Annotated in this window: 19 protein-coding genes; 7 read left to right on the plus strand and 12 right to left on the minus strand. The window is 35.2% G+C overall.

Annotation, left to right across the window (positions count from 1 at the left end):
* Nucleotides 1-102: 102 nt before the first annotated feature.
* The 3 genes from AsFPU1_RS13055 to AsFPU1_RS13065 all read right to left on the minus strand — a co-directional run bounded on the left by AsFPU1_RS13055 (nt 103) and on the right by AsFPU1_RS13065 (nt 1,467).
* A complete protein-coding gene (locus tag AsFPU1_RS13055; protein WP_172957420.1) occupies nt 103-450 on the minus strand; it encodes a 30S ribosomal protein PSRP-3 in 348 nt (115 codons plus the stop codon).
* Between the two features lie 47 nt (nt 451-497).
* Nucleotides 498-1,112: an aminoacyl-tRNA hydrolase gene (gene pth, locus AsFPU1_RS13060; RefSeq protein ID WP_124971224.1), complete on the minus strand. Its 615-nt coding sequence runs from the start codon at nt 1,110-1,112 to the stop codon at nt 498-500.
* A gap of 91 nt (nt 1,113-1,203) precedes the next feature.
* On the minus strand, nt 1,204-1,467 hold the full coding sequence (locus tag AsFPU1_RS13065) for a hypothetical protein (protein ID WP_124971221.1): 264 nt from the start codon (nt 1,465-1,467) through the stop codon (nt 1,204-1,206).
* 134 nt (nt 1,468-1,601) lie between these two features.
* Between AsFPU1_RS13065 and AsFPU1_RS13070 the strand changes: the two genes are divergently transcribed.
* From AsFPU1_RS13070 to AsFPU1_RS13090, 5 genes are all read left to right on the plus strand, one after another.
* Nucleotides 1,602-2,837 (plus strand): hypothetical protein, encoded by a 1,236-nt coding sequence (locus AsFPU1_RS13070; RefSeq protein ID WP_124971218.1) that lies wholly within the window; start codon nt 1,602-1,604, stop codon nt 2,835-2,837.
* The gene (locus AsFPU1_RS13075) at nt 2,822-3,868 is read left to right on the plus strand and encodes an AAA family ATPase (RefSeq protein ID WP_124971215.1); all 1,047 of its coding nucleotides are present in this window, start codon (nt 2,822-2,824) and stop codon (nt 3,866-3,868) included. The genes AsFPU1_RS13070 and AsFPU1_RS13075 overlap by 16 nt, the downstream gene beginning before the upstream one ends.
* Nucleotides 3,869-4,048: 180 nt before the next feature.
* Nucleotides 4,049-5,194, plus strand: coding sequence for a hypothetical protein (locus AsFPU1_RS13080; protein ID WP_124971212.1), 1,146 nt, complete (start codon nt 4,049-4,051; stop codon nt 5,192-5,194).
* A gap of 221 nt (nt 5,195-5,415) precedes the next feature.
* On the plus strand, nt 5,416-7,203 hold the full coding sequence (locus AsFPU1_RS13085) for a formylglycine-generating enzyme family protein (RefSeq protein WP_124971209.1): 1,788 nt from the start codon (nt 5,416-5,418) through the stop codon (nt 7,201-7,203).
* 217 nt (nt 7,204-7,420) lie between these two features.
* Nucleotides 7,421-8,560: a fatty acid desaturase gene (locus tag AsFPU1_RS13090; protein ID WP_124971206.1), complete on the plus strand. Its 1,140-nt coding sequence runs from the start codon at nt 7,421-7,423 to the stop codon at nt 8,558-8,560.
* 137 nt (nt 8,561-8,697) lie between these two features.
* Here AsFPU1_RS13090 and AsFPU1_RS13095 read toward each other — a convergent pair whose 3' ends face one another.
* Nucleotides 8,698-9,318: an OmpA family protein gene (locus tag AsFPU1_RS13095; protein ID WP_124971203.1), complete on the minus strand. Its 621-nt coding sequence runs from the start codon at nt 9,316-9,318 to the stop codon at nt 8,698-8,700.
* A 271-nt stretch (nt 9,319-9,589) separates the two neighbouring features.
* Nucleotides 9,590-11,320, minus strand: coding sequence for a coiled-coil domain-containing protein (locus tag AsFPU1_RS13100; RefSeq protein ID WP_124971200.1), 1,731 nt, complete (start codon nt 11,318-11,320; stop codon nt 9,590-9,592).
* 51 nt (nt 11,321-11,371) lie between these two features.
* Here AsFPU1_RS13100 and queC point away from each other — a divergent pair, with 51 nt between their 5' ends.
* A complete protein-coding gene (queC, locus tag AsFPU1_RS13105) occupies nt 11,372-12,070 on the plus strand; it encodes a 7-cyano-7-deazaguanine synthase QueC (protein WP_124971197.1) in 699 nt (232 codons plus the stop codon).
* Between the two features lie 278 nt (nt 12,071-12,348).
* On the opposite strand, the gene AsFPU1_RS13110 is transcribed toward queC, so the two are convergent.
* From AsFPU1_RS13110 to rpsB, 3 genes are all read right to left on the minus strand, one after another.
* A complete protein-coding gene (locus tag AsFPU1_RS13110) occupies nt 12,349-13,224 on the minus strand; it encodes a hypothetical protein (RefSeq protein WP_124971194.1) in 876 nt (291 codons plus the stop codon).
* Between the two features lie 187 nt (nt 13,225-13,411).
* The gene (tsf, locus tag AsFPU1_RS13115) at nt 13,412-14,209 is read right to left on the minus strand and encodes a translation elongation factor Ts (RefSeq protein WP_124971191.1); all 798 of its coding nucleotides are present in this window, start codon (nt 14,207-14,209) and stop codon (nt 13,412-13,414) included.
* A gap of 91 nt (nt 14,210-14,300) precedes the next feature.
* Nucleotides 14,301-15,125 carry a 30S ribosomal protein S2 gene (gene rpsB / locus AsFPU1_RS13120; protein WP_124971188.1) on the minus strand — a complete coding sequence of 275 codons (825 nt, stop codon included), beginning with the start codon at nt 15,123-15,125 and terminating at the stop codon, nt 14,301-14,303.
* A 39-nt stretch (nt 15,126-15,164) separates the two neighbouring features.
* Here rpsB and AsFPU1_RS13125 point away from each other — a divergent pair, with 39 nt between their 5' ends.
* On the plus strand, nt 15,165-15,530 hold the full coding sequence (locus tag AsFPU1_RS13125) for a hypothetical protein (protein ID WP_125061119.1): 366 nt from the start codon (nt 15,165-15,167) through the stop codon (nt 15,528-15,530).
* A 223-nt stretch (nt 15,531-15,753) separates the two neighbouring features.
* Here the strand turns inward: AsFPU1_RS13125 and AsFPU1_RS13130 are convergent, their stop codons facing one another.
* From AsFPU1_RS13130 to prmA, 4 genes are all read right to left on the minus strand, one after another.
* Complete coding sequence (locus AsFPU1_RS13130; RefSeq protein ID WP_124971182.1) at nt 15,754-16,491, minus strand: class I SAM-dependent methyltransferase; 738 nt, start codon at nt 16,489-16,491, stop codon at nt 15,754-15,756.
* 36 nt (nt 16,492-16,527) lie between these two features.
* The gene (mdh, locus tag AsFPU1_RS13135) at nt 16,528-17,502 is read right to left on the minus strand and encodes a malate dehydrogenase (protein ID WP_124971179.1); all 975 of its coding nucleotides are present in this window, start codon (nt 17,500-17,502) and stop codon (nt 16,528-16,530) included.
* A gap of 22 nt (nt 17,503-17,524) precedes the next feature.
* Nucleotides 17,525-17,740 carry an NAD(P)H-quinone oxidoreductase subunit O gene (locus tag AsFPU1_RS13140; RefSeq protein ID WP_124971176.1) on the minus strand — a complete coding sequence of 72 codons (216 nt, stop codon included), beginning with the start codon at nt 17,738-17,740 and terminating at the stop codon, nt 17,525-17,527.
* 83 nt (nt 17,741-17,823) lie between these two features.
* The gene (gene prmA, locus AsFPU1_RS13145; RefSeq protein ID WP_124971173.1) at nt 17,824-18,720 is read right to left on the minus strand and encodes a 50S ribosomal protein L11 methyltransferase; all 897 of its coding nucleotides are present in this window, start codon (nt 18,718-18,720) and stop codon (nt 17,824-17,826) included.
* Between the last annotated feature and the right edge of the window lie 117 nt (nt 18,721-18,837).

Genomic DNA, 18,837 nt, shown 5'->3' on the forward strand with positions numbered 1-18,837 from the left:
ACAAAGCCCGCCTGCGCGGGCTAAATTTATGGTTAAAAAGCCTGCGACGGCAGGCTTTGTTTATATAGCCTCAGCCTTAAGGCTGAAGGAATGTCAATAAGCTTAGTTACTGCCGCTAAATACGACCAAAGGAAATTTTGATTGAGCTTCGGCCATGGTAACAATTCTGCCCTGATTCTTGAGATCTTGCCAATAATTAATGACTTCTGTTGCTTGGTTCAACACTTCTATTCTTTCTGTTTCAGATATCCAGTGTTTCGCTTCTAACTCGTTCTTGAGTTGTTCCCACGCATCATTACGAGGCCAGAAAAAATAAGCCGTCAAAGGACTTGTTCCTTTTCCCACAATGTGATCAACTGCGATCGCTACATTTGCATCTAACCAAAGTACCTTTAAAATAAATCTTGAATCCAATAATGTCTCCAACTGATAGACCTCATCAATAATCATAAACAGTACAATTCTCTATTATACCTCAATTTACAACAAATTGTCCACTAAATTACAACAACACGATTATTATAAAGGCTCATGGCTTTCTCAACTCCTTGTTTAAGACTCATTTCTACTGCTTCAATGACCAAAGGAAACATTTGGTTCAGGTTGGCTTTTTCTTGGGGTGAAAATTTTCCTAATACATGGGAAATAGTGGCATCAGAATGATTAGATTTGCCGATACCTAAGCGCAAACGAGGAAAATCTTGACTATTGAGATGAGAAATAATAGATTTCATGCCATTGTGTCCACCAGCAGAACCAGATAGACGTATTCGCATTTTTCCTATAGGTAAATCCATGTCATCATAAACTACCATAATAGCATTAGGTGAAACTTTGTACCAATCAGTAACCGCCCTGACAGATTGTCCTGAAAGATTCATATATGTGAGGGGTTTAAGGAGTAAAATCTTTTGATTTCCTCGGAGTGTTCCTTCTGCTAATAAGCCTTGAAAACGGCGATTTTCTTTCCAAGATAACTGCCACGCTTGGGCTAAAGCATCAACTACTTCAAAACCGATATTATGGCGTGTTTTGTCATATTTTGGCTCAGGATTGCCTAAACCGATGATTAATTGCGGGATAATGATACTGGGGGATTGTTCTGCTGACATGAGTAATACAAATTTAGGGGAAATTTAATCAATATAAATTAAGTTTGATACAGGCAAGATGCCTGTATCACAATGGTGTTCTTGTCACAGCTTATTTATCATCATTCTCGCCATTATTAACGGCTTCAGATAAATTGGGTTGCATGTTAATATTAGGAAGAAATTTGTCAATCATTGGTTTGAAATAATTTATTCCTCCTACTGAAAATATTACTACAAGCAACCATTTAATGAAAGTCTCTTGAGAGAAAAGAATAATGATTCTAGGAAACGTAATAACAATGCTTCCCTGTGTGTTAGAATTATCCTTTTCTTTCTCTTGATGATTGTGTTTTTTCCTGAATGAGTTAAACATTGTTTCCTCCAAATGAATAATTTGTCTGACCCGATATTGCTACTTTAAGGTGTTCTTTTTTGATAATCTAGATATAGTAAAAGTACAGTCCTTTTTATGTACTTGACAATTTTATTAAAATATGTATTTAAAACATGAGAGCATCCAGACAAGGTAAAACACTTATTGACAAGACAATACAAGAACACAATCAAAACAATAAAGATAATAAATATACTAGAACCAATGATAGTCTAGCGATCGCGGATGGTGCTATTCAATATATAAATACAGTTAAAGTTCAAAATGGTTGGACAGATAAAAGTAAACTTTGTTTAGAACAAATTAAAGAATTAAAGATTATTAATAATGGGGTTCCTTTATCTAAAGAAGTTTGTCAAGCAAAAAAGATTCAGTTACCTATTCCTCTTAAAGATATAAAAGAATACGTTAAAAGTCAATATTGGAAAGTATCTGGTTTTTCTGATAGAAGTTGGAAAGATTTTGTAGGAGGAAAAGTACCAATTAAGGATTATGTATTTATTGCTTATTGTGCGATTTTAAATTTGTCTATTGGTAAAGTAGCGAATTTTGGGACTTGTGGTGATTCCTCTAAACGTTTACCAAGATTACTTTATGAATTTAATCATCATTCCCCAAAGAGATTATGTAATCAAGCTACTGCTCAAAATAACAATTTAATGATTTTAAAAATTGCGACAAGACCTGATAATAAACTAAAATTATATTGGTTGCTTAACCGTTTAAGGATTGCTTTAAAACCTGATGATGAGATTGAACTAAAGAAATTTGATATGAACAGTCCTACTTATAATAAGATAGATGATTTATTCAAAGAAATTATAGAAAAATTTGGATTACCTCAACGAACTCAAAGTTTGTCTAAACAAGTTTATAAACAAATAAAGGCAAAGGATAAGTCAACTTTTTTGGTATTTTTCAATGTGGATAAAAAACCGAAGTCTGATTTAGATTTGTTATTAAATAAATTTTGGAAGCCTTTAACTGAAGAATGGACTAAAGAGCAAAATGAACATCATTTAATTATGTGTTGGATTGATTATCAAGAAGATATAGACTGGCGAAAAATGTATTTTTTTCATGATAATATGAGTCAAGAGCTTGATAATTCATCTTTATTTAACTGTAACATTCCCGATAGGTTTACTTTAGAAGATATTAAGCATTGGTTAAACTTAGATTCAGTTAGCCGTTTTACCGCACAATATAATACTTTCAATCTTTCTAATATCAGTGATATAATTTGGCAAGAAAGTGAGCAAGGAAATGCAGAATTATTACTTAAGTCTATTTATCAACAATGTGATTTAACATGGGAGGAGCATCAAGATTTATGGCTGAAACTATAATTTATCCTAAAAATCCTGAATTTGAAGGATTGCCAGAATATCAACCCACACTTGGTGAAAAAGATCCAGAAACAGGAGAGCCATTATATCCTTATTTAGCTAATATTTATACAGGATTAGTGTCAGCAGTTAATTTATCTATTAAATTAAAACGTCCTTTAATTTTAGAGGGGGAACCTGGATGTGGAAAAACTCAATTAGCTCGTGCTGTTGCTTATGAATTTGCTAAAAAGTATAATATAAAGAATTATTCTTATACGGAATGGACTGTTAAATCAACTGATCGTGCTAGTGATACTTTATATGTTTATGATGCTATAAAAAGACTTTATGATGCTCAGTTAGTGACAACAGATCCTTTAGAAAAAGATAAGATTTCTGAACATTTACGTGATCCAGAACATAATGAATATATTACTTGGGGTGCATTAGGAAAAGCTTTTATTGCTTCACAAAATGAGCAAAGAATGATTGTTTTGATTGATGAAATTGATAAGGGTGATACTGATTTCCCTAATGATTTACTTTTAGAAATAGAATCTAAAAAGTTTAAGGTTAGAGAAAGAAACATCAATCAAGAAATTAAGGCGATGTTTGATTATGCCCCTATTATTTTTATTACCAGTAATGCTCAAAAACAACTCCCTGATGCTTTTTTAAGACGTTGTTTATATCACTATATAGAATTTCCTAAAGAGGCAGATTTAGAAAAAATCATTAAAGCTAGATTTGGTAATGAATGGTCAGATGATTTAACTAAAATTGCTTTAAAAAGATTTGTTAAGTTACGACAATTAATGGAGGAAGAAAAGGGAGATTTAAGTAAAAAAGTTAGTGTTAGTGAGTTAATTGATTGGATTCAATCTCTTAAGTTTCATCCTACTAAAAGTAAAACTAAACAAGCTATTACTAAAGAAATTAATCAATTATTAGAAAAAGAAGTATTGCCTTATCATCATACTCTTTTAAAAACGAAAGAAGATTTAGAGTTTCTTGATTATTTAGCAGATGATCTCAGTTCTACTGCATAAATTATGCTAAATTATCACAAATAATAGACTTTAACTCGTTCATAGTTAAGCTATACAAACAAAGGTTGTCTACGCAACCTAGAATTTACTCCGCGCTCGTCGGACTTCGTTTTTATAGGATCACGAATAAGATCTCTTATTAACTATTAGTTTAGCAGAATAAGTCCTGTAGAACCGGAAATGCTATATATTTTAACTAACATGAATGCTCAATCTTTACCTCTTTATCAATTATTTAATCGTCTGAGACATGAGGGTTTTTCTTTGGGAGTCTCTGAATATAATTTATTATTGGAAGTGTTGTTAATAGAAGAATATTCTGAGTCATTTAGTTTAAGCACTCTTAAGGATATTTGTCAAGCTATTTGGGTAAAATCTTGGGCTGAAAAGCAAAAGTTTGAAACAGTTTTTCAAGAGTTATTTGTTTTTCCAGAGACAAAAAATAAACCTGCTAAACAAATTAAATTAGTTGAAGTAACAAGGGAAATAGATACAACATCAAAATCGGATAAAAGTGATAAAATTATTGAGGAAAGCGAGACTGATGATAATGAAATAGATGAGTATTTTTATTTTTCTCCTCAAAGCGAATCTTCTCAATTTCCAGATAAGGAAAAAGATATTGTTACAGCCCTAAAAACTGGTAAAATTAGAGATTGGACAACTTTTAAATCTAGTCGTATTGCTGATGAATATTTACCTGCTACTGCGGAACAAATTCAACAGGGATGGTATCAATTACATCAACCTATAGCATTAGGAAATCGCCGAGAATTAGATCTAGAAGCAACTATTAGAGAAATTCAAAGACGAGGAAAATATCAACCTCCTATTATTAAATCATCTCAAGTTCGTTCTCAATTAGTTTTATTTCTAGATCAACGGGGTTCTATGCAACCTTTTCATGTGCTATCTAGATTATTAAAAGAAACTGCTATTCGTGTCGGTTGTCTTCGTCCTCAAAATTGCTATTATTTCTATAATTATCCTATTAATGAACTTTATAATGATCCTGATTTTATGCAGGCTGTTCCTTTATCTCAAATGATGGCTAATCTTCATCCTAAACGAACTATGGCTATCATTTTTAGTGATGGGGGAGCAGCTAAAGGTCATTATAGTTTAAAAAGGTGGGAGGCAACTCAAAAATTTATTGCCAAAATTAGGTCACAAGTTCATTCTCTTTGTTGGCTTAATCCTTTACCAGAAAGTTACTGGAAAGGCACAACTGCTCAAGAAATTAATGAAACCATTATACCTATGTTTCCTCTGGATAAAAAAGGATTTAATGATGTTATTAAACAGTTAGAAATATGTTATAAATAAAGAAATGCTCCCAGGCTGAAGCCTGGAGCTATAGGAACGAAGCCTGCCTACGCAGGCTTAGATATTAATAATTCATCGGATAGCCCGCGCAGGCGGGCTTTGTTTCTATAGCCCAACCCTTTAGGGTTAGGGTATTTTAGAGAATGAAATAGGATTCGGATTTGTTGGGTTTCGTGCCTCAACCCAACCTACGTTATATAATTAGAAATTGGTAACATTTTATGAATCAAGATATCACACAAAAACAAATAGAAGCCTTTCAAAATCGTTTTGGTGAACCTCATTTACAATTAGCTTTTTATGCAGCTTTTCCTTTAGGTTTAACACCAGATTTACTTTATCGTTTACGCGATCGCTTTGAAATTTCTGTACCTTGGTTAGCCATATTTGATTTACTCTCATCTAACTTGTGTTACGAATCAGGAAATGAACTTTATTTTATGAATCAAAATGTGCGTCAACGTCTTTTACAATCTTTAGATGAGACGCAACTAAAACAACTTTCTGATTTTTTACTTGATTATGTAGATCGACATTTAAAACATTCTAAAGGACAAACTTTAGCACAAGCACAACGATGGACAGCATTAGCTTATACTGAACCAAATAAAACAGCAAAAGAATTAGCTAAAACTCTTAATCAACTGTTAGAAACAACCCCTTCTTCAGAATGGTTACAAAAGGCGACATTTATAGAAACTATTGCACCGAAACTGATAGAAGCAAAGTTTGAACCCTTATTAACTTTATCTCGTGGCATGGCACAAACGGCAAAAGGGAACTTTTCCCAAGCAAAAGAACTTTTTGAGGAACTATCACCAACAGAGTCAGCAAATATTGTTAATATTGCAGGAATTTCTATTAATTTACCTCAAGCTGTTCGAGCAAAGCGTTTTACTTTTGACACTCCTACAGTTAACCGCAAAGGTGAAATTATTAAGACCCAAACCTATACAGCTAAATACTTCAGCGAACAGTTAGAAAAGTCTACAGATAAAGAAATAATTCTCGACATGGTATATATCCCTGGTGGCACTTTTACTATGGGTTCTCCTAAAAGTGAAAAAGATAGCCATAATGATGAACGTCCCCAACATAATGTAACCGTTCCTCCCTTCTTTATGGGGAAATATCCAGTTACTCAAGCGCAATGGAAAGCGATCGCATCTAGAACAGATTTAAAAGTCAAAATAGACTTAAAGTTAGATCCATCAAATTTTAAACAATCTTATAAAGACCAAGACAGAGAAATAGACAGATGGCAAAGACCTGTTGAAGAAGTTAACTGGTATGAAGCAGTAGAGTTCTGTCAGCGACTCTCTAAGCTAACTAGAAGGCACTATAGATTACCTTCTGAAGCAGAATGGGAATATGCCTGTAGGTCAGTTAACAGTGAACAGTTATCAGTTATCAGTGAAAAGTTAGCAATAGAAGAATGGAATCAGAAATATAACCAACCGTTTCATTTTGGGGAAACTATTACAGGAGACTTAGCTAACTATTCTGCTCAAAATACATACGCTGAGGAACCAAAAGGACAATATAGACAACAGACAACCCCTGTAGGTCAATTTCCCCCTAATGCCTTTGGATTATATGATATGCACGGTAATGTGTGGGAATGGTGCGCTGATGACTGGCATGATAATTATGAGGGTGCGCCTACTGATGGTATTGCTTGGCTTGATAGTAATCAAGGAGAAAATGTCAAGTCTGAAAAAGACTCATATTCTGGCAAAAATGATGATAATTCGTCATATTCGGTGCTGCGGGGCGGTTCCTGGGGCAACTATCCTAATAACTGCCGTTCTGCTTTCCGCGTCATCAGCCTTTCGCGCGACAACCACAACTACAATCTCGGTTTTCGTCTGGTATGCCTGTTCGGTATAACTCTTTACAGTGAGAGTTGGCAGGTGAGAATCTGTCAAGAGTGCGCCAAAGAGTTCAGTCTACTCCTGAGATGCTGGCAACGGTATCCAGAAATAAAACTGGGTTGGGAAGCTTGGTAGGGTCAAACCGAACAGTTTCTCAACTCTCCACCAATATAGAAGCCCCACCTATAGGATAGGTTATCAATACAATTTTACAAAAATTTGGCTAGATTAGCTCTGAATAAGCTAAACTCAAAGCAGCAATTACTTGTCTAACATCACATTATATGCGTGTTCGACACTTCTGCTAAACTCCATGCGAAATAGTTCATTTTTTACAAAGGTATTTGATTGAATGGAAAATGTGATTAAAAAGTCAGATTTTATTCTGAAACCTTACATGAAAAGCAACGACTTTAGAGCAACTTATCAAATTCTCAATACTGTCGTTCCTTATTGTCTATTATGGTTTCTCGCAGTTAAAGTAGCCCCAATTTCTTGGTGGCTACTTATACCTATAATGGTGTTGATGACCCTATTTTCAGGGCGTTGTTTTTCATTAATGCACGATTGCGGACACTATTCCCTTTTCAGTTCAAAAAAAGTGAATCGAATCATGGGTTTTATGTTCGGTATTCTTAATGCTATCCCCCAATATCCTTGGTCAAGAGGTCATGCTTTTCACCACAAACATAATGGAAATTGGGATAAATATCGTGGCCCCTCTGCTTTGATTACTACTGAGCAATTTGCCAAACTTACGCCACGGAATAAGTGGTTTTATGCTTTTCTGAGACATCCTTTGATGTTGTTTCCTGGCGGTTTTTTCTACCTTGCAATTAAACCAAGAATCGCTCTAATTGCAGGAACTTATGATTTTATTGGTCATCTGTTTACTTGTTGGAAACAAGAACCTAAAATGACTATATCAGAAATTATAGCTTCTCATAAATCAAGAAATTGGTACACGAGAGGAGAATTTTGGGATTTGCTGTTCAACAATATTTGTGTTGTCAGCAGTTGGGTTATAATGAGCTATTTACTAGGAGCAGGATTCTTTTTAACAATTTATTCAATAACCTTGACTTTTTCATCGGCAATGTTCATTTATTTTTTCTTTGTACAGCATAATTTTGAAGGCTCTTATGCTCACAAAACAGAAGATTGGGACTACTTGCAAGGAGCGATTGAAGGTAGCAGTTACTTAGAATTACCAAGTATATTGATGTGGTTTTCAGCCGACATCGGTTATCATCATATTCATCATCTTTCTGAAAGAATTCCTAACTATAATCTCCAAGCTTGTTATAAAGCCAATATGCACCTTCTCACACAATCCAAAATACTGCACTTAGGAGATATGCTTGGTTGTTCTAAATTTATTCTTTGGAATCGTGACTCAAATAGTCTTGTATCAATTGAATCATTTCGTCAAGAGGCTCAATTTAAAACTCAAAATTCCGAACTTATTCAAAATGCTAAACAATTAGTATGATTTAATTAGGTACATACAATTAATTAAACAAAAATTGTCTAGGGGTAAATCTTTGTAGGGGCGGGTTTTTTACACGAGTTATGGTATTCACAAAAAAATTAAATAAACCCGCCCTGCCGCCGCGTACATGATACTCACTATTGTTTTTGTCCAGGGGGAATAAACCGAATTTCTATTCGTCTTCTCGCCTCATCTGAGTTACGATTAAGAGGGGCTAATTCTCCTGATGGCAAATACAATTGTGCGGCTGAATAAGCACGAAATTTAATGTTTTTAAGCTTGACAGTTTTTTCAAGTTCCTGAACAACGGCTAAAGCTCTCATTAACCCTAAATCAACATTAGAACCTGGACGAAGAATATTAACTAATTGATTTCCTTTAGCTACCTTTTCTAATTGACCATCTAAATTACTTAGTTGATTATTTTCTTGTCCATCAGTATGCCCTATAACTTGAACAAAGTCAATATCTCTTTCCTTAAGAATTTTATCAATTTCTGGACTCACTTCTGCCGCAATATATTGTTTTAATTTAGGGGTTAGTTCGGCACTTCCTGATGAGAATTTAAAGTTTCCTGAATTTTCCTGAATTACAATAGGACTAGCTGATAGTAGTCTTTTATTGAGATTTAAAACATGAAAAAAAGCTAATAATAAGAAGAAACTCAAAATCATAAACGCATTGGACATTAAGTCTGTAAATGATTGAAATATATTAAGTTCTTCGGGTTCATTGATATCGAGATACTTTTTAACCATAAAGACAATTAATGTTGGGTCTACCGAACCTAGTATGTAAAACTATATACAGGGAACAAGGAACAGGGGATTATAAACATCTCATAAATCATTCCTGATTGCTATATTAGAAATTATAGAGTTAAACCCGCTCATGGTTAAGCTATAAAGACAAAACCCGCCTACGTGGGTTTAATTTAGCCTCCGTAGGGAGGCTTAGTCTTTATAGTATCAGACTTTAGTCTGTCTGTAAGCCTTGATTTAATATAATAAGTTCGGTAAAATCTTAATTTTAGATATTATTTAGCTTATCTTTAATGTCTTCAAGAGACAAAATTTTATCCTGAGATTTTTCACTCTTTATTATACTTCCTATATCAGTCCTAATCTTATCGATATTTTTCTTAATTTCTCTAATTATTTCTATTACTACAGTTTGCTTTTCATTTTCTCTTATTTTAAGTGCTTCTAATCGATCACCTAACATTTGTAAACTGATAGATTCTTGTTTAATCCGTTCTTTATTTAACTCTATCAATTCTGTAGATTTGTCAGTTAATTCACCTAATAATTTTTGATGGTCTTCTTGACTAATAGTTTGAGTATCTAAACTTTTAATTAAGCGATCGCCTAACATTTGTAGACCGAGAGATTCTTGTTTAATTCGTTCTTTATTTAACTCTATCAATTCTGTAGATTTGTCAGTTAATTCACCTAATAATTTTTGATGGTCTTCTTGACTAATAGTTTGAGTATCTAAACTTTTAATTAAGCGATCGCCTAACATTTGTAAACTGAGAGATTCTTGTTTAATCTGTTCTTTATTTAAGTCTATTAATTCCGTTGATTTTTGATTTAAGTTATCTATTTTATCCCCTAAGTTTACTATACTATCAACAGATTGATTAATATTACTTATACTTACTTGTAAAGTATTAATTAAATTATTAACGGTTAAAATTGTATCAGAAAATTTGCTTTGAGTTCCCATTAAATTGTCAGTCACTGAGGCTAACTTTTCTGATAACGCGCTATTCTTAATCATTTCTGATGCTTCCATAAAAACGATAGCAGTATTTTCTAAACTTTTACTATATTCGACAAAATTATCATGTTGAACAATTCTTTTGAGAGATTTAACTTGCTTTTCTAACAATAAAGCCGACTGATAAAATGTTATTGAACCTCGATCTAATGTCCCCGCAGTTTCAGTCATCTGTTCATAAACTTGTTGAGCTAATTTAGCCGTTTCCTGATTACCTTTAGTAATTTGTTGTGCCACACCGTCTAAAGATGATTGAACAGATTGAATAACACTTTCATGGAATTTAGTTAAGAATAAATTTTGTTGATTTACCATACGATTAATGGATTTATCAAATCTAGTTTCTCTTTCTATTGTCGGTTGTAGAATATTATCCAGATAATCTTCTAGAGAACTCATTAAAAAATATTTAGCCAAAGTTGTATTATAACGAAGATTAATCACCGTTAATACAGAACTACAAACTAAAGCAATTAAGCTAGTAATAAAAGCAATTCCCATGCTTTGGAGAGGTTGTTCAAACTTTTCGATGAAATTATTAGCTTCTCCACTAACTTGACTAATAGTTTGACTTAAAGTTGATAAATTAAGAGTAATACCTAAAAACGTTCCTAATAAACCAAAAGCTAACAGTAAATTTGGTAAATTTCGACAACAATAATCCCATTGTTCGCAAGAAAGAGAATAACCTAAAAACTTAAATTTATCTTGACTATATATTCCATGTATTAAAGCTTCAGTATTAACCTTATCTACCCTTAAACTAGCCCCTTTAAATCTTTTTTCTAAGTTTTTCACTATGTTAGGTTTAGCATCTTCATTACTATGAGAGATCACCAAAGATCTAACATCATTAGCAGACTTAACTAAATGTCCGTAAAGGCATCTTCGTATAATCCCCGCTAATATTGTAATCAGAAACACAAAAATAGAAGGTAAAATAATTGAAGGAGGAAACAATTTAAAGGATTCAAACATCAACAAAACCTCTTGATAATATAAAATTAATTAAAACCCTAAACAATTAATATGACTCATCAATCTAAAGCAGTTGTTCTTTTATCCGGAGGATTAGATTCTGCTACCTCGGCAGCGATCGCGGCTAAAGACGGTTATCATGTAATTGCCCTATCTTTTCGTTATGGACAACGACACCAACGAGAATTAGACTCCGCCCTAAAAATCGCTCAAGCATTAGACATACAAGAACACTATATCATTGATGTTAATCTGGCTCAATGGGGAGGTTCATCCTTAACCGATACCTTCATAGAATTGCCCCAAACAGGCGTTAATGCCCATATTATCCCTTCTACATACGTTCCGGGCAGAAATACCGTTTTTATTGCCATCGCCCTGTCTCTGGCAGAAGCAAAAGAAGCACAAGCTATTTATTTAGGCATTAATGCCGTAGATTATTCAGGATATCCTGATTGTCGTTCCGACTATTTACAAGCTTATCAAATGTTAGCTAATCTTTCATCTAAAGCAAGTTTAGACGGAAAAGCACCTCAATTAATTGCACCATTAATTAAAGATTCAAAAGTTGATATTATCCATCGTGCCATCAGTTTGAAAGTGCCTATTTCTGATACTTGGTCTTGTTATCAAGGAGATAGCGAACCCTGTGGATTATGTGATTCTTGTCGTATCCGCGATCGCGCTTTAATTGATGCAGGATATCCTGAATTAGCAACAGTAAAAGGACAAGAACTTTATAATTTATAATTAAAATTATACCATGATATTAAGCCAAATTAACACAAAATTAACCTTTGAAAAATGGTTCTATCGGACTTACTATGCTAAACTAACAATTAATAAAAGGCTAAAGCCTTATCCTATAAAAACGAAGTCCACCTTCGTGGACATCCATTATAGGTTGCGTAGGCAACCTTTGTTTGTATAGCTTAACTCTTGAGAGTTAAGGTCTATCATTTGTAATAATTTAGCATAACTTGTCTGGTAGAACCATTTTGTCTACCTACTTAGATATAAATATAATCTTATTCATGCCAACTAGATCGCCAAGCAGCTTCAGCTTCAGCTTGAGCATATTCTTGTTGGGTTAACCGATAATATTTTCTCATTTTTTTGAGCTTTTCTAGACAACTACGAATCTCTTTTCGTTCAATACTTAAAGTTGTATCAGCAAATTCTATTTCGGATAATCTTAAGTTAATAGCTGAAATTTTAGTTATTTTTCCATCTGTTTCATTATCATCCTCATCATCTTCTCCTTCATTTTCTTGATCAGTTTTGCGTTCAACCAATAAATTTAAAATATTAGGTGAATTTCCTGAAGTAACCCCTGCTTCTTCAGCTTGTAAAGCCATTTCTAATATCTGAGGTGGTAAGTTACTGCTAATAATTTGTGCTTTTTGTAAATAATTATTAGCCTCTTGAGATAAATGATTTAAAGTCTCCCGAATACCTTCTTCTACTCCCTGACACCAATGTACTAACATCTCAGGATTATTAATCTCAGAAATCTTGAATTTTTCCTTTGACTCTGTTACCTTAAAAGAAGGTTCTTGCTCAGGAGATAATCGTAATAAAATTTGTTCTGTCAGCGTCGGTTGAGGAGGACTAACAAAAGGAGAAACCTCTAAATAAGAGAAAAATCTACTTTGAATTTCCCCATATAACTGACGAAACTTTTCTTGAAGTTTTTCCCGTTGACTAAAGGATAATTTTAAAAAAGTTTCAGGATAAATTTGCGTACAAATCTGATAACAAGCTAAAATAAATTGATTTTTAGTTGACTGACTCAAAACCTGTAAATAGTGACGATAAAGCCGATCTAATTCAGTTGCTAATTCTGTTGATTGAGTCTCTAAACTTTCTAGTTCTTGTTTAATCTTCTGAAGCGATTTAGCCATAATTCTCAAACCTTCATACTAACGCTTTAATTAGAAAATGACTTACCTACAGACGCTATTTGTAGGAGCAATTCATACAAAAAATACAATTTATAGAAGCTTTGCATAAGTCCTGTAGAAAAAGGCAAAAGTTGAACAATTATTTCCTATCTTTTGCCTTTTATCAGTACGATAAATCGAGAAAAGTTTACTTTTTCTTCTTACCCTTTTTAGGTGGAGGTGTTTCAGCTTTTTTCACAGGTTCAGCAGCAACAGTTTCAGGTATTTCCTCAACTTCAGGAGCTACAGCTTCAACGATTTCCTCAACCGCAGGTTCAGGAGACTGAATAGTTGGAGCAGTTTGAGCCGCAACTTCATCAGCAAAATTAGTCTCTTCTTTTGCGATACCTTCCCCTAAAACAAATCGAGTAAAGCGTCGAATCTGAATATTTTCCCCCAATTGAGCAATAGTTTGTTTAACCAATTCTTCAATAGTAACGCTTTGATCTCGAATAAAAGGTTGATCCATCAAACACAATTCTTTGATTCGTTTTTCAATGCGTCCTTGAACAATCTTTTCTCGAATATTCTCAGGTTTACTGGCCAAATCTTCTCGGCCCATCTCGATTTCTTTCTCTTTAGCAACGATTGCTTCAGGAATTTCCGTACCCGTCACATATTCTACATTAGGACAAGCAGCTACCTGCATCGCCACATTACGTACCAATTCCTTAAACTCATCACGACGGGCCACAAAATCAGTTTCGCAGTTAACTTCCACCAGGACACCAATACGTCCCCCAGTGTGAATATAACTATCCACTAAACCTTCTGCAGTTTGACGGCCGGACTTTTTCTCGGCTGAGGTAATACCTTTTTGCCGTAGCCATTCCGTCGCCTTAATCATATCACCCTGGTTTTCTTGAAGTGCCTTTTTGCAATCCATCATACCAGCGCCAGTTTTTTCTCGGAGTTCTTTAACCAGTTTTGCTGAGATTTCCGCCATGTTAACTTACGTTCCTACTCTACTAATATCTTGACACGACAAGGGAGTTGTTCCCTCATCAGTGTCTCTTAAATCTTAGTCTTTTGTCTGACTAAGCTTCTGTTTCTTCATCGTCTTCTTGTCCATGAGACTCAGCCGCTATTTCTTCGCCCTCGTCTTCTTCTTCATAATCTTCGTACTCTCCTTCTTCGAGATTATCTTCAAATTCTTCATAATCTTCTTCCGAGTCGAGTTGACCATGACGACCTTCGTAAATCGCATCAGCTAATTTGCCTAAAATTAGCTTAATTGAGCGAATAGCGTCATCATTAGCCGGAATGGGAATATCCGCATAATCGGGATCACAATTGGTATCTAGTAAAGAAATAATAGGAATGCCTAATTTTTGACATTCTTGAATTGCGTTATATTCCCGTCTTTGGTCAACAATTACGACAATATCTGGGGGTTTACGCATGGTTTTAATGCCTCCCAGGTATTTATTCAGTTTACCGAGTTCTCGACGTAGTACAGAACCTTCTTTTTTGGGACGACGATCAATCTGTCGATTTTCTTCCATAGACTCTAATTCTTTGAGCCGTTCTACCCGATTTTTGATAGTTTCCCAGTTGGTTAACATTCCTCCTAACCAGCGTTGGTTAACATAGTTTGCTCCACAACGGGAAGCTTCTTGAGCGATAATTCCTGCTGCTTGACGTTTTGTCCCTACAAAGAGAAACTTTTTGCCTTTTTCGGCGGATTTACGCACATAATCGTAAGCATCCTCCATTAATTGGGCGGTTTGCACTAAGTCAATGATATGAACCCCGTTGCGGGCCGTATAAATATACGGGGCCATTTTCGGGTTCCAACGGCGGGTCTGATGACCAAAGTGTACCCCAGACTCTAACAATTCAGCGAGAGAAACAACTGGCATATTAATATGAACTCCTATTCGGGTTTATCCTCCATCTAGGTGTATTTCTCACAAGAAACACCCGAAGTCCCAGATGTGCGATATTTAGACAACTTTTCTAGCTTAACACACAAGAGAAATATTGAAGGACAATGTAATGAGTCTCAACAAGCACAAAGAAACATGGCTTTTGCTAAGGCTAAACGCTTTGTTAAAAACGCGAGTCAGCAAGGTGGTGTCGGACCTGAAGCGCAGCCTCCCTCATTTCAAAATCCTAGGCAAAATGCGAATGATCTTTCAGAGATTCAGACTGACAGAGCGACTGAATTTTTAATGGCAGTATGTCCAGCACTTTCAGAAACTACTGTTAAACGACGCGCTCAGACACTACAATCTTGGTTAAAGATATTTCTTAAATACTGGTAAGAGAAGAAAGTACAGAATTTTTTAACTCAATACGGTACATCGTAGGGGCCTAATAGGTTCCCCCGAAATCTTGGTAGAAATTGTGTGCTGGAGCTACAATATTTCAACGGGGGGGTTACGACGCGAATAATAACTTATTAGTTTTTCCTCAAAATCATTGCCGCGTCTAACCCACCCTACAATCAGGTAAGATTTTATATCAGCATAAGTACAGGAGAGTATTTTAATTAGGACGTATTCCCCCAAATAAACCAATTTCAAATATTTTCATAAAACAATCAACATCAACAAAACCGATATTTCTTAACCATTCACATTGAGTTTCGACTAAAGTTAAAATATTAGCAGTTTTATCAGCACGACTATAATATTGTTTATCAATTTCTTCTCTTGATTTGTGAGGTTCTTTATCTTGATGAAAAGCATAAAGAGAATCAACAAATAGCTCATCAAATGCTTTTTCACCTAACTTTGAATGAGAAGCAATATGTTCTAAATTAAGAAATAATCCCCCAGGTTTCAGAATTTGATATATCTCTTGATAAATTTCTTGTTTTCTCTTATCGGGTTGATGATGAATAGCAAAACCTGAGACAATTACATCAAATGGAGCATCTTCACTCAGAGAATTTATCCAGTTATTTTCACCAAAGTTTTGAGTAATAAAATTAGATTTATATTGAATTCCTATATTATCTTGTGCTGCTTGAATCATGTCATCTGAAAGGTCTAGAAAACAGCCTGTAGCATCAGGATAATCTTGATAGATAGCTTTTCCTAAAACTCCATCGCCACAACCTAAATCCAGAAAATTATTAACCTTAGATTGGGTTAAATTGATGAGACGAAGAATGATTTCAATTTGTTCTTTAGCTAAGGGAATCGCGCCTCTAACTCCTGTTAAAAAAGCTTGAGAGACTTCGGCTTTTTGCCAAACTTTATAATCTTGATTTTCAGACATTGAGGTTAATAAAGAACAGAACAAAGATTTGATTTTTTAACTCATTCCTAAACTTTCTAAAGCTAATTGAATATTTTTCCGTACAGATGTAGCTGAAGTATTTAATGCTTGTTTTTCAATTTCAGTCAAAGTCACTTCTAAAATTTGTTTTACCCCACTACATCCTAATAAACAGGGAACCCCTAGAAAAATATCATTTAACCCATATTCCCCTTGCAAATAAGCTGCCGTCGGTAGGAGTCGAGACTGATTTCTTAAGATAGTTTCTACCATTAAACAAGCGGAAGAAGCAGGTGCATAATAAGCCCCCCCTGTTTGCAATAATTTGACGATTTCTGCCCCTCCGTTGCGGGTTCTTTCCACTAATCGATTAATGGTTATTTCGTCTAAAAGTTCCGTAATGGGAATGCCATTAACGGTACAATAACGAGGTAATGGTAACATTAAATCTCCATGGCCTCCCAACACCATCGCGGTAACATTGGCAGTAGAAATCCCCAACTCCATCGCAATAAAGGTTTGTAGACGGGAAGAATCTAATACTCCTGCCATTCCCATCACTTGATATGGGGGTAGATCAGTTGCTTTCCACGTGAGATAGGTCATTACATCTAAGGGATTGGTAATCACCAAAAAAATCGCATTAGGAGAGTATTTAATGGCTTGTTGAGCCGCGTTAACGACAATTTTGGCATTAATTTGGGTCAAATCGTCTCGTGTCATCCCTGGAGTACGAGGACGGCCAGCCGTAATTACCACTAAATCAGAGTTTGCGGTGTCCTCATAACTATTAGTGCCGATAATTTGGCTATTATGTAACTCAATGCCTTGGGCTGCAATTAAATCGAGGGCAATTCCTTGGGGTAATCCTTCGATAATATCCAATAACACCACATCAGCCAGATTTTTCTCGGCGATACGCTGAGTTAGGGTTCTGCCTACATTACCGGCCCCAATAACAGAAACCCTTGCCGATTGACAAGTCAGAAAAGAATCGTCAGAGACATTCATATATACTCAAAGTTAAGCAAACTCAAGCTAATTCTAGTTGATCGATGCGTAACCAAACATTCGGTGTGGGAACGGAGAATTTGACTAACGCATATTCATCATTGAAATCTACGACTTCTCCTTTAGTTTCAAATAGATAGGGAGGAAAGCGCGAATCGCTGGCCTTTGCTTCTAGACTATTTTCTAGTTTGTCCCGTACGGCACGAACTAAAGTACCTTTTTTTATTGTATCTGCCATAATTGTCACTTATGCTGAGTTTTTTTCCCGACTTTTGAATTTTACCAAAAATTTACGGTTTTAGTGCTTAATAGTATTAATTCTCAAGCTTGGGCCATACGAATCTGAAAACAACACCATTGTTGACGTTTCCAAAGGGCCGCCACTATCCATCCATGTTGTTCTAGGGTATCGGCGATCGCTTGAGACTGTTCTAATAAAATGCCGCTTAAAATGCCCCAAGCATTAGGTTTAGCTAGTTTAGAGAATTGGGGAATTAATTCAATAATCACTTCAGCTAAAATATTACAAATAATCCCGTCTACTCCTTCTGGCACTAATTCTAACAATTGTTCAATACTCCCTTGATTAATCACAAGGGAAGAAGGATTAATGTTGTTGAGATGACGGTTATGAAGGACTGCTTGCACCGACAGAGGATCGATATCTACCGCATAAGCTTGAGCCGCACCTAATAATATAGCACCAATGGAAAGAATGCCTGATCCGGCACCGATATCAGCTACAGTGAGTCCACTGGTGGGCTTAGATAATCGCATTTCTAGGGACTCTAAACACAGTTGAGTAGTTTGATGGGTTCCTGTACCAAAAGCAGCCCCAGGATCAAGACGAAGAATCAAACGATCGCTTTTTTCAGGGGGGGTTAACCAAGCTGGATAAATCAAAAATAGATCCCCTACCTCTGTGGGTTCCCAGTGTTGTTTCCAACTTTGGGCCCAATCTTCTTCATCGATTAACTTCCAACGGGCCAGAGGTTGAGGTAATTCGAGAATGAGTGCGTCTTGTTGTAACCAAAGGGATAAGGCGGACAAATCGAGAGATTGATACTGAAGTTGGGGGACATAAGCCCGAATAACGTAAGATTTTCCCTTAATTTCCTGAACCATGCCCGAACAGCCAAATTTTTCTAATCGCCAAAAAATGGAGTCTTCTAAATCAGGGTGACATAAAATTGTAATTTCCCACCAGCTTGTTGACATGAGAATGGGGTATGAGGAACAGTGAACAGTTACCAGTTATCAGTTATCAGTTATCAGTTACTACCGCAAACAAGTCCATAGCTTGAAGCAACGAATATTTTTATTTCTATCCCCCTA

Source organism: Aphanothece sacrum FPU1 (genome assembly GCF_003864295.1).
GTDB classification, from domain to species: domain Bacteria; phylum Cyanobacteriota; class Cyanobacteriia; order Cyanobacteriales; family Microcystaceae; genus Aphanothece_B; species Aphanothece_B sacrum.

What these genes read in the sequence shown, in the direction of transcription:
- prmA (WP_124971173.1), bottom strand. Translation starts at nt 18,720, where the DNA reads ATGTCAACAAGCTGGTGGGAAATTACAATTTTATGTCACCCTGATTTA.
- AsFPU1_RS13090 (WP_124971206.1), top strand. Translation starts at nt 7,421, where the DNA reads ATGGAAAATGTGATTAAAAAGTCAGATTTTATTCTGAAACCTTACATG.
- AsFPU1_RS13100 (WP_124971200.1), bottom strand. Translation starts at nt 11,320, where the DNA reads ATGTTTGAATCCTTTAAATTGTTTCCTCCTTCAATTATTTTACCTTCT.
- tsf (WP_124971191.1), bottom strand. Translation starts at nt 14,209, where the DNA reads ATGGCGGAAATCTCAGCAAAACTGGTTAAAGAACTCCGAGAAAAAACT.
- AsFPU1_RS13130 (WP_124971182.1), bottom strand. Translation starts at nt 16,491, where the DNA reads ATGTCTGAAAATCAAGATTATAAAGTTTGGCAAAAAGCCGAAGTCTCT.
- rpsB (WP_124971188.1), bottom strand. Translation starts at nt 15,125, where the DNA reads ATGCCAGTTGTTTCTCTCGCTGAATTGTTAGAGTCTGGGGTACACTTT.
- AsFPU1_RS13055 (WP_172957420.1), bottom strand. Translation starts at nt 450, where the DNA reads ATGATTATTGATGAGGTCTATCAGTTGGAGACATTATTGGATTCAAGA.
- AsFPU1_RS13065 (WP_124971221.1), bottom strand. Translation starts at nt 1,467, where the DNA reads ATGTTTAACTCATTCAGGAAAAAACACAATCATCAAGAGAAAGAAAAG.
- mdh (WP_124971179.1), bottom strand. Translation starts at nt 17,502, where the DNA reads ATGAATGTCTCTGACGATTCTTTTCTGACTTGTCAATCGGCAAGGGTT.
- AsFPU1_RS13080 (WP_124971212.1), top strand. Translation starts at nt 4,049, where the DNA reads ATGCTATATATTTTAACTAACATGAATGCTCAATCTTTACCTCTTTAT.
- queC (WP_124971197.1), top strand. Translation starts at nt 11,372, where the DNA reads ATGACTCATCAATCTAAAGCAGTTGTTCTTTTATCCGGAGGATTAGAT.
- AsFPU1_RS13110 (WP_124971194.1), bottom strand. Translation starts at nt 13,224, where the DNA reads ATGGCTAAATCGCTTCAGAAGATTAAACAAGAACTAGAAAGTTTAGAG.
- AsFPU1_RS13070 (WP_124971218.1), top strand. Translation starts at nt 1,602, where the DNA reads ATGAGAGCATCCAGACAAGGTAAAACACTTATTGACAAGACAATACAA.
- pth (WP_124971224.1), bottom strand. Translation starts at nt 1,112, where the DNA reads ATGTCAGCAGAACAATCCCCCAGTATCATTATCCCGCAATTAATCATC.
- AsFPU1_RS13085 (WP_124971209.1), top strand. Translation starts at nt 5,416, where the DNA reads ATGAATCAAGATATCACACAAAAACAAATAGAAGCCTTTCAAAATCGT.
- AsFPU1_RS13095 (WP_124971203.1), bottom strand. Translation starts at nt 9,318, where the DNA reads ATGGTTAAAAAGTATCTCGATATCAATGAACCCGAAGAACTTAATATA.
- AsFPU1_RS13075 (WP_124971215.1), top strand. Translation starts at nt 2,822, where the DNA reads ATGGCTGAAACTATAATTTATCCTAAAAATCCTGAATTTGAAGGATTG.
- AsFPU1_RS13140 (WP_124971176.1), bottom strand. Translation starts at nt 17,740, where the DNA reads ATGGCAGATACAATAAAAAAAGGTACTTTAGTTCGTGCCGTACGGGAC.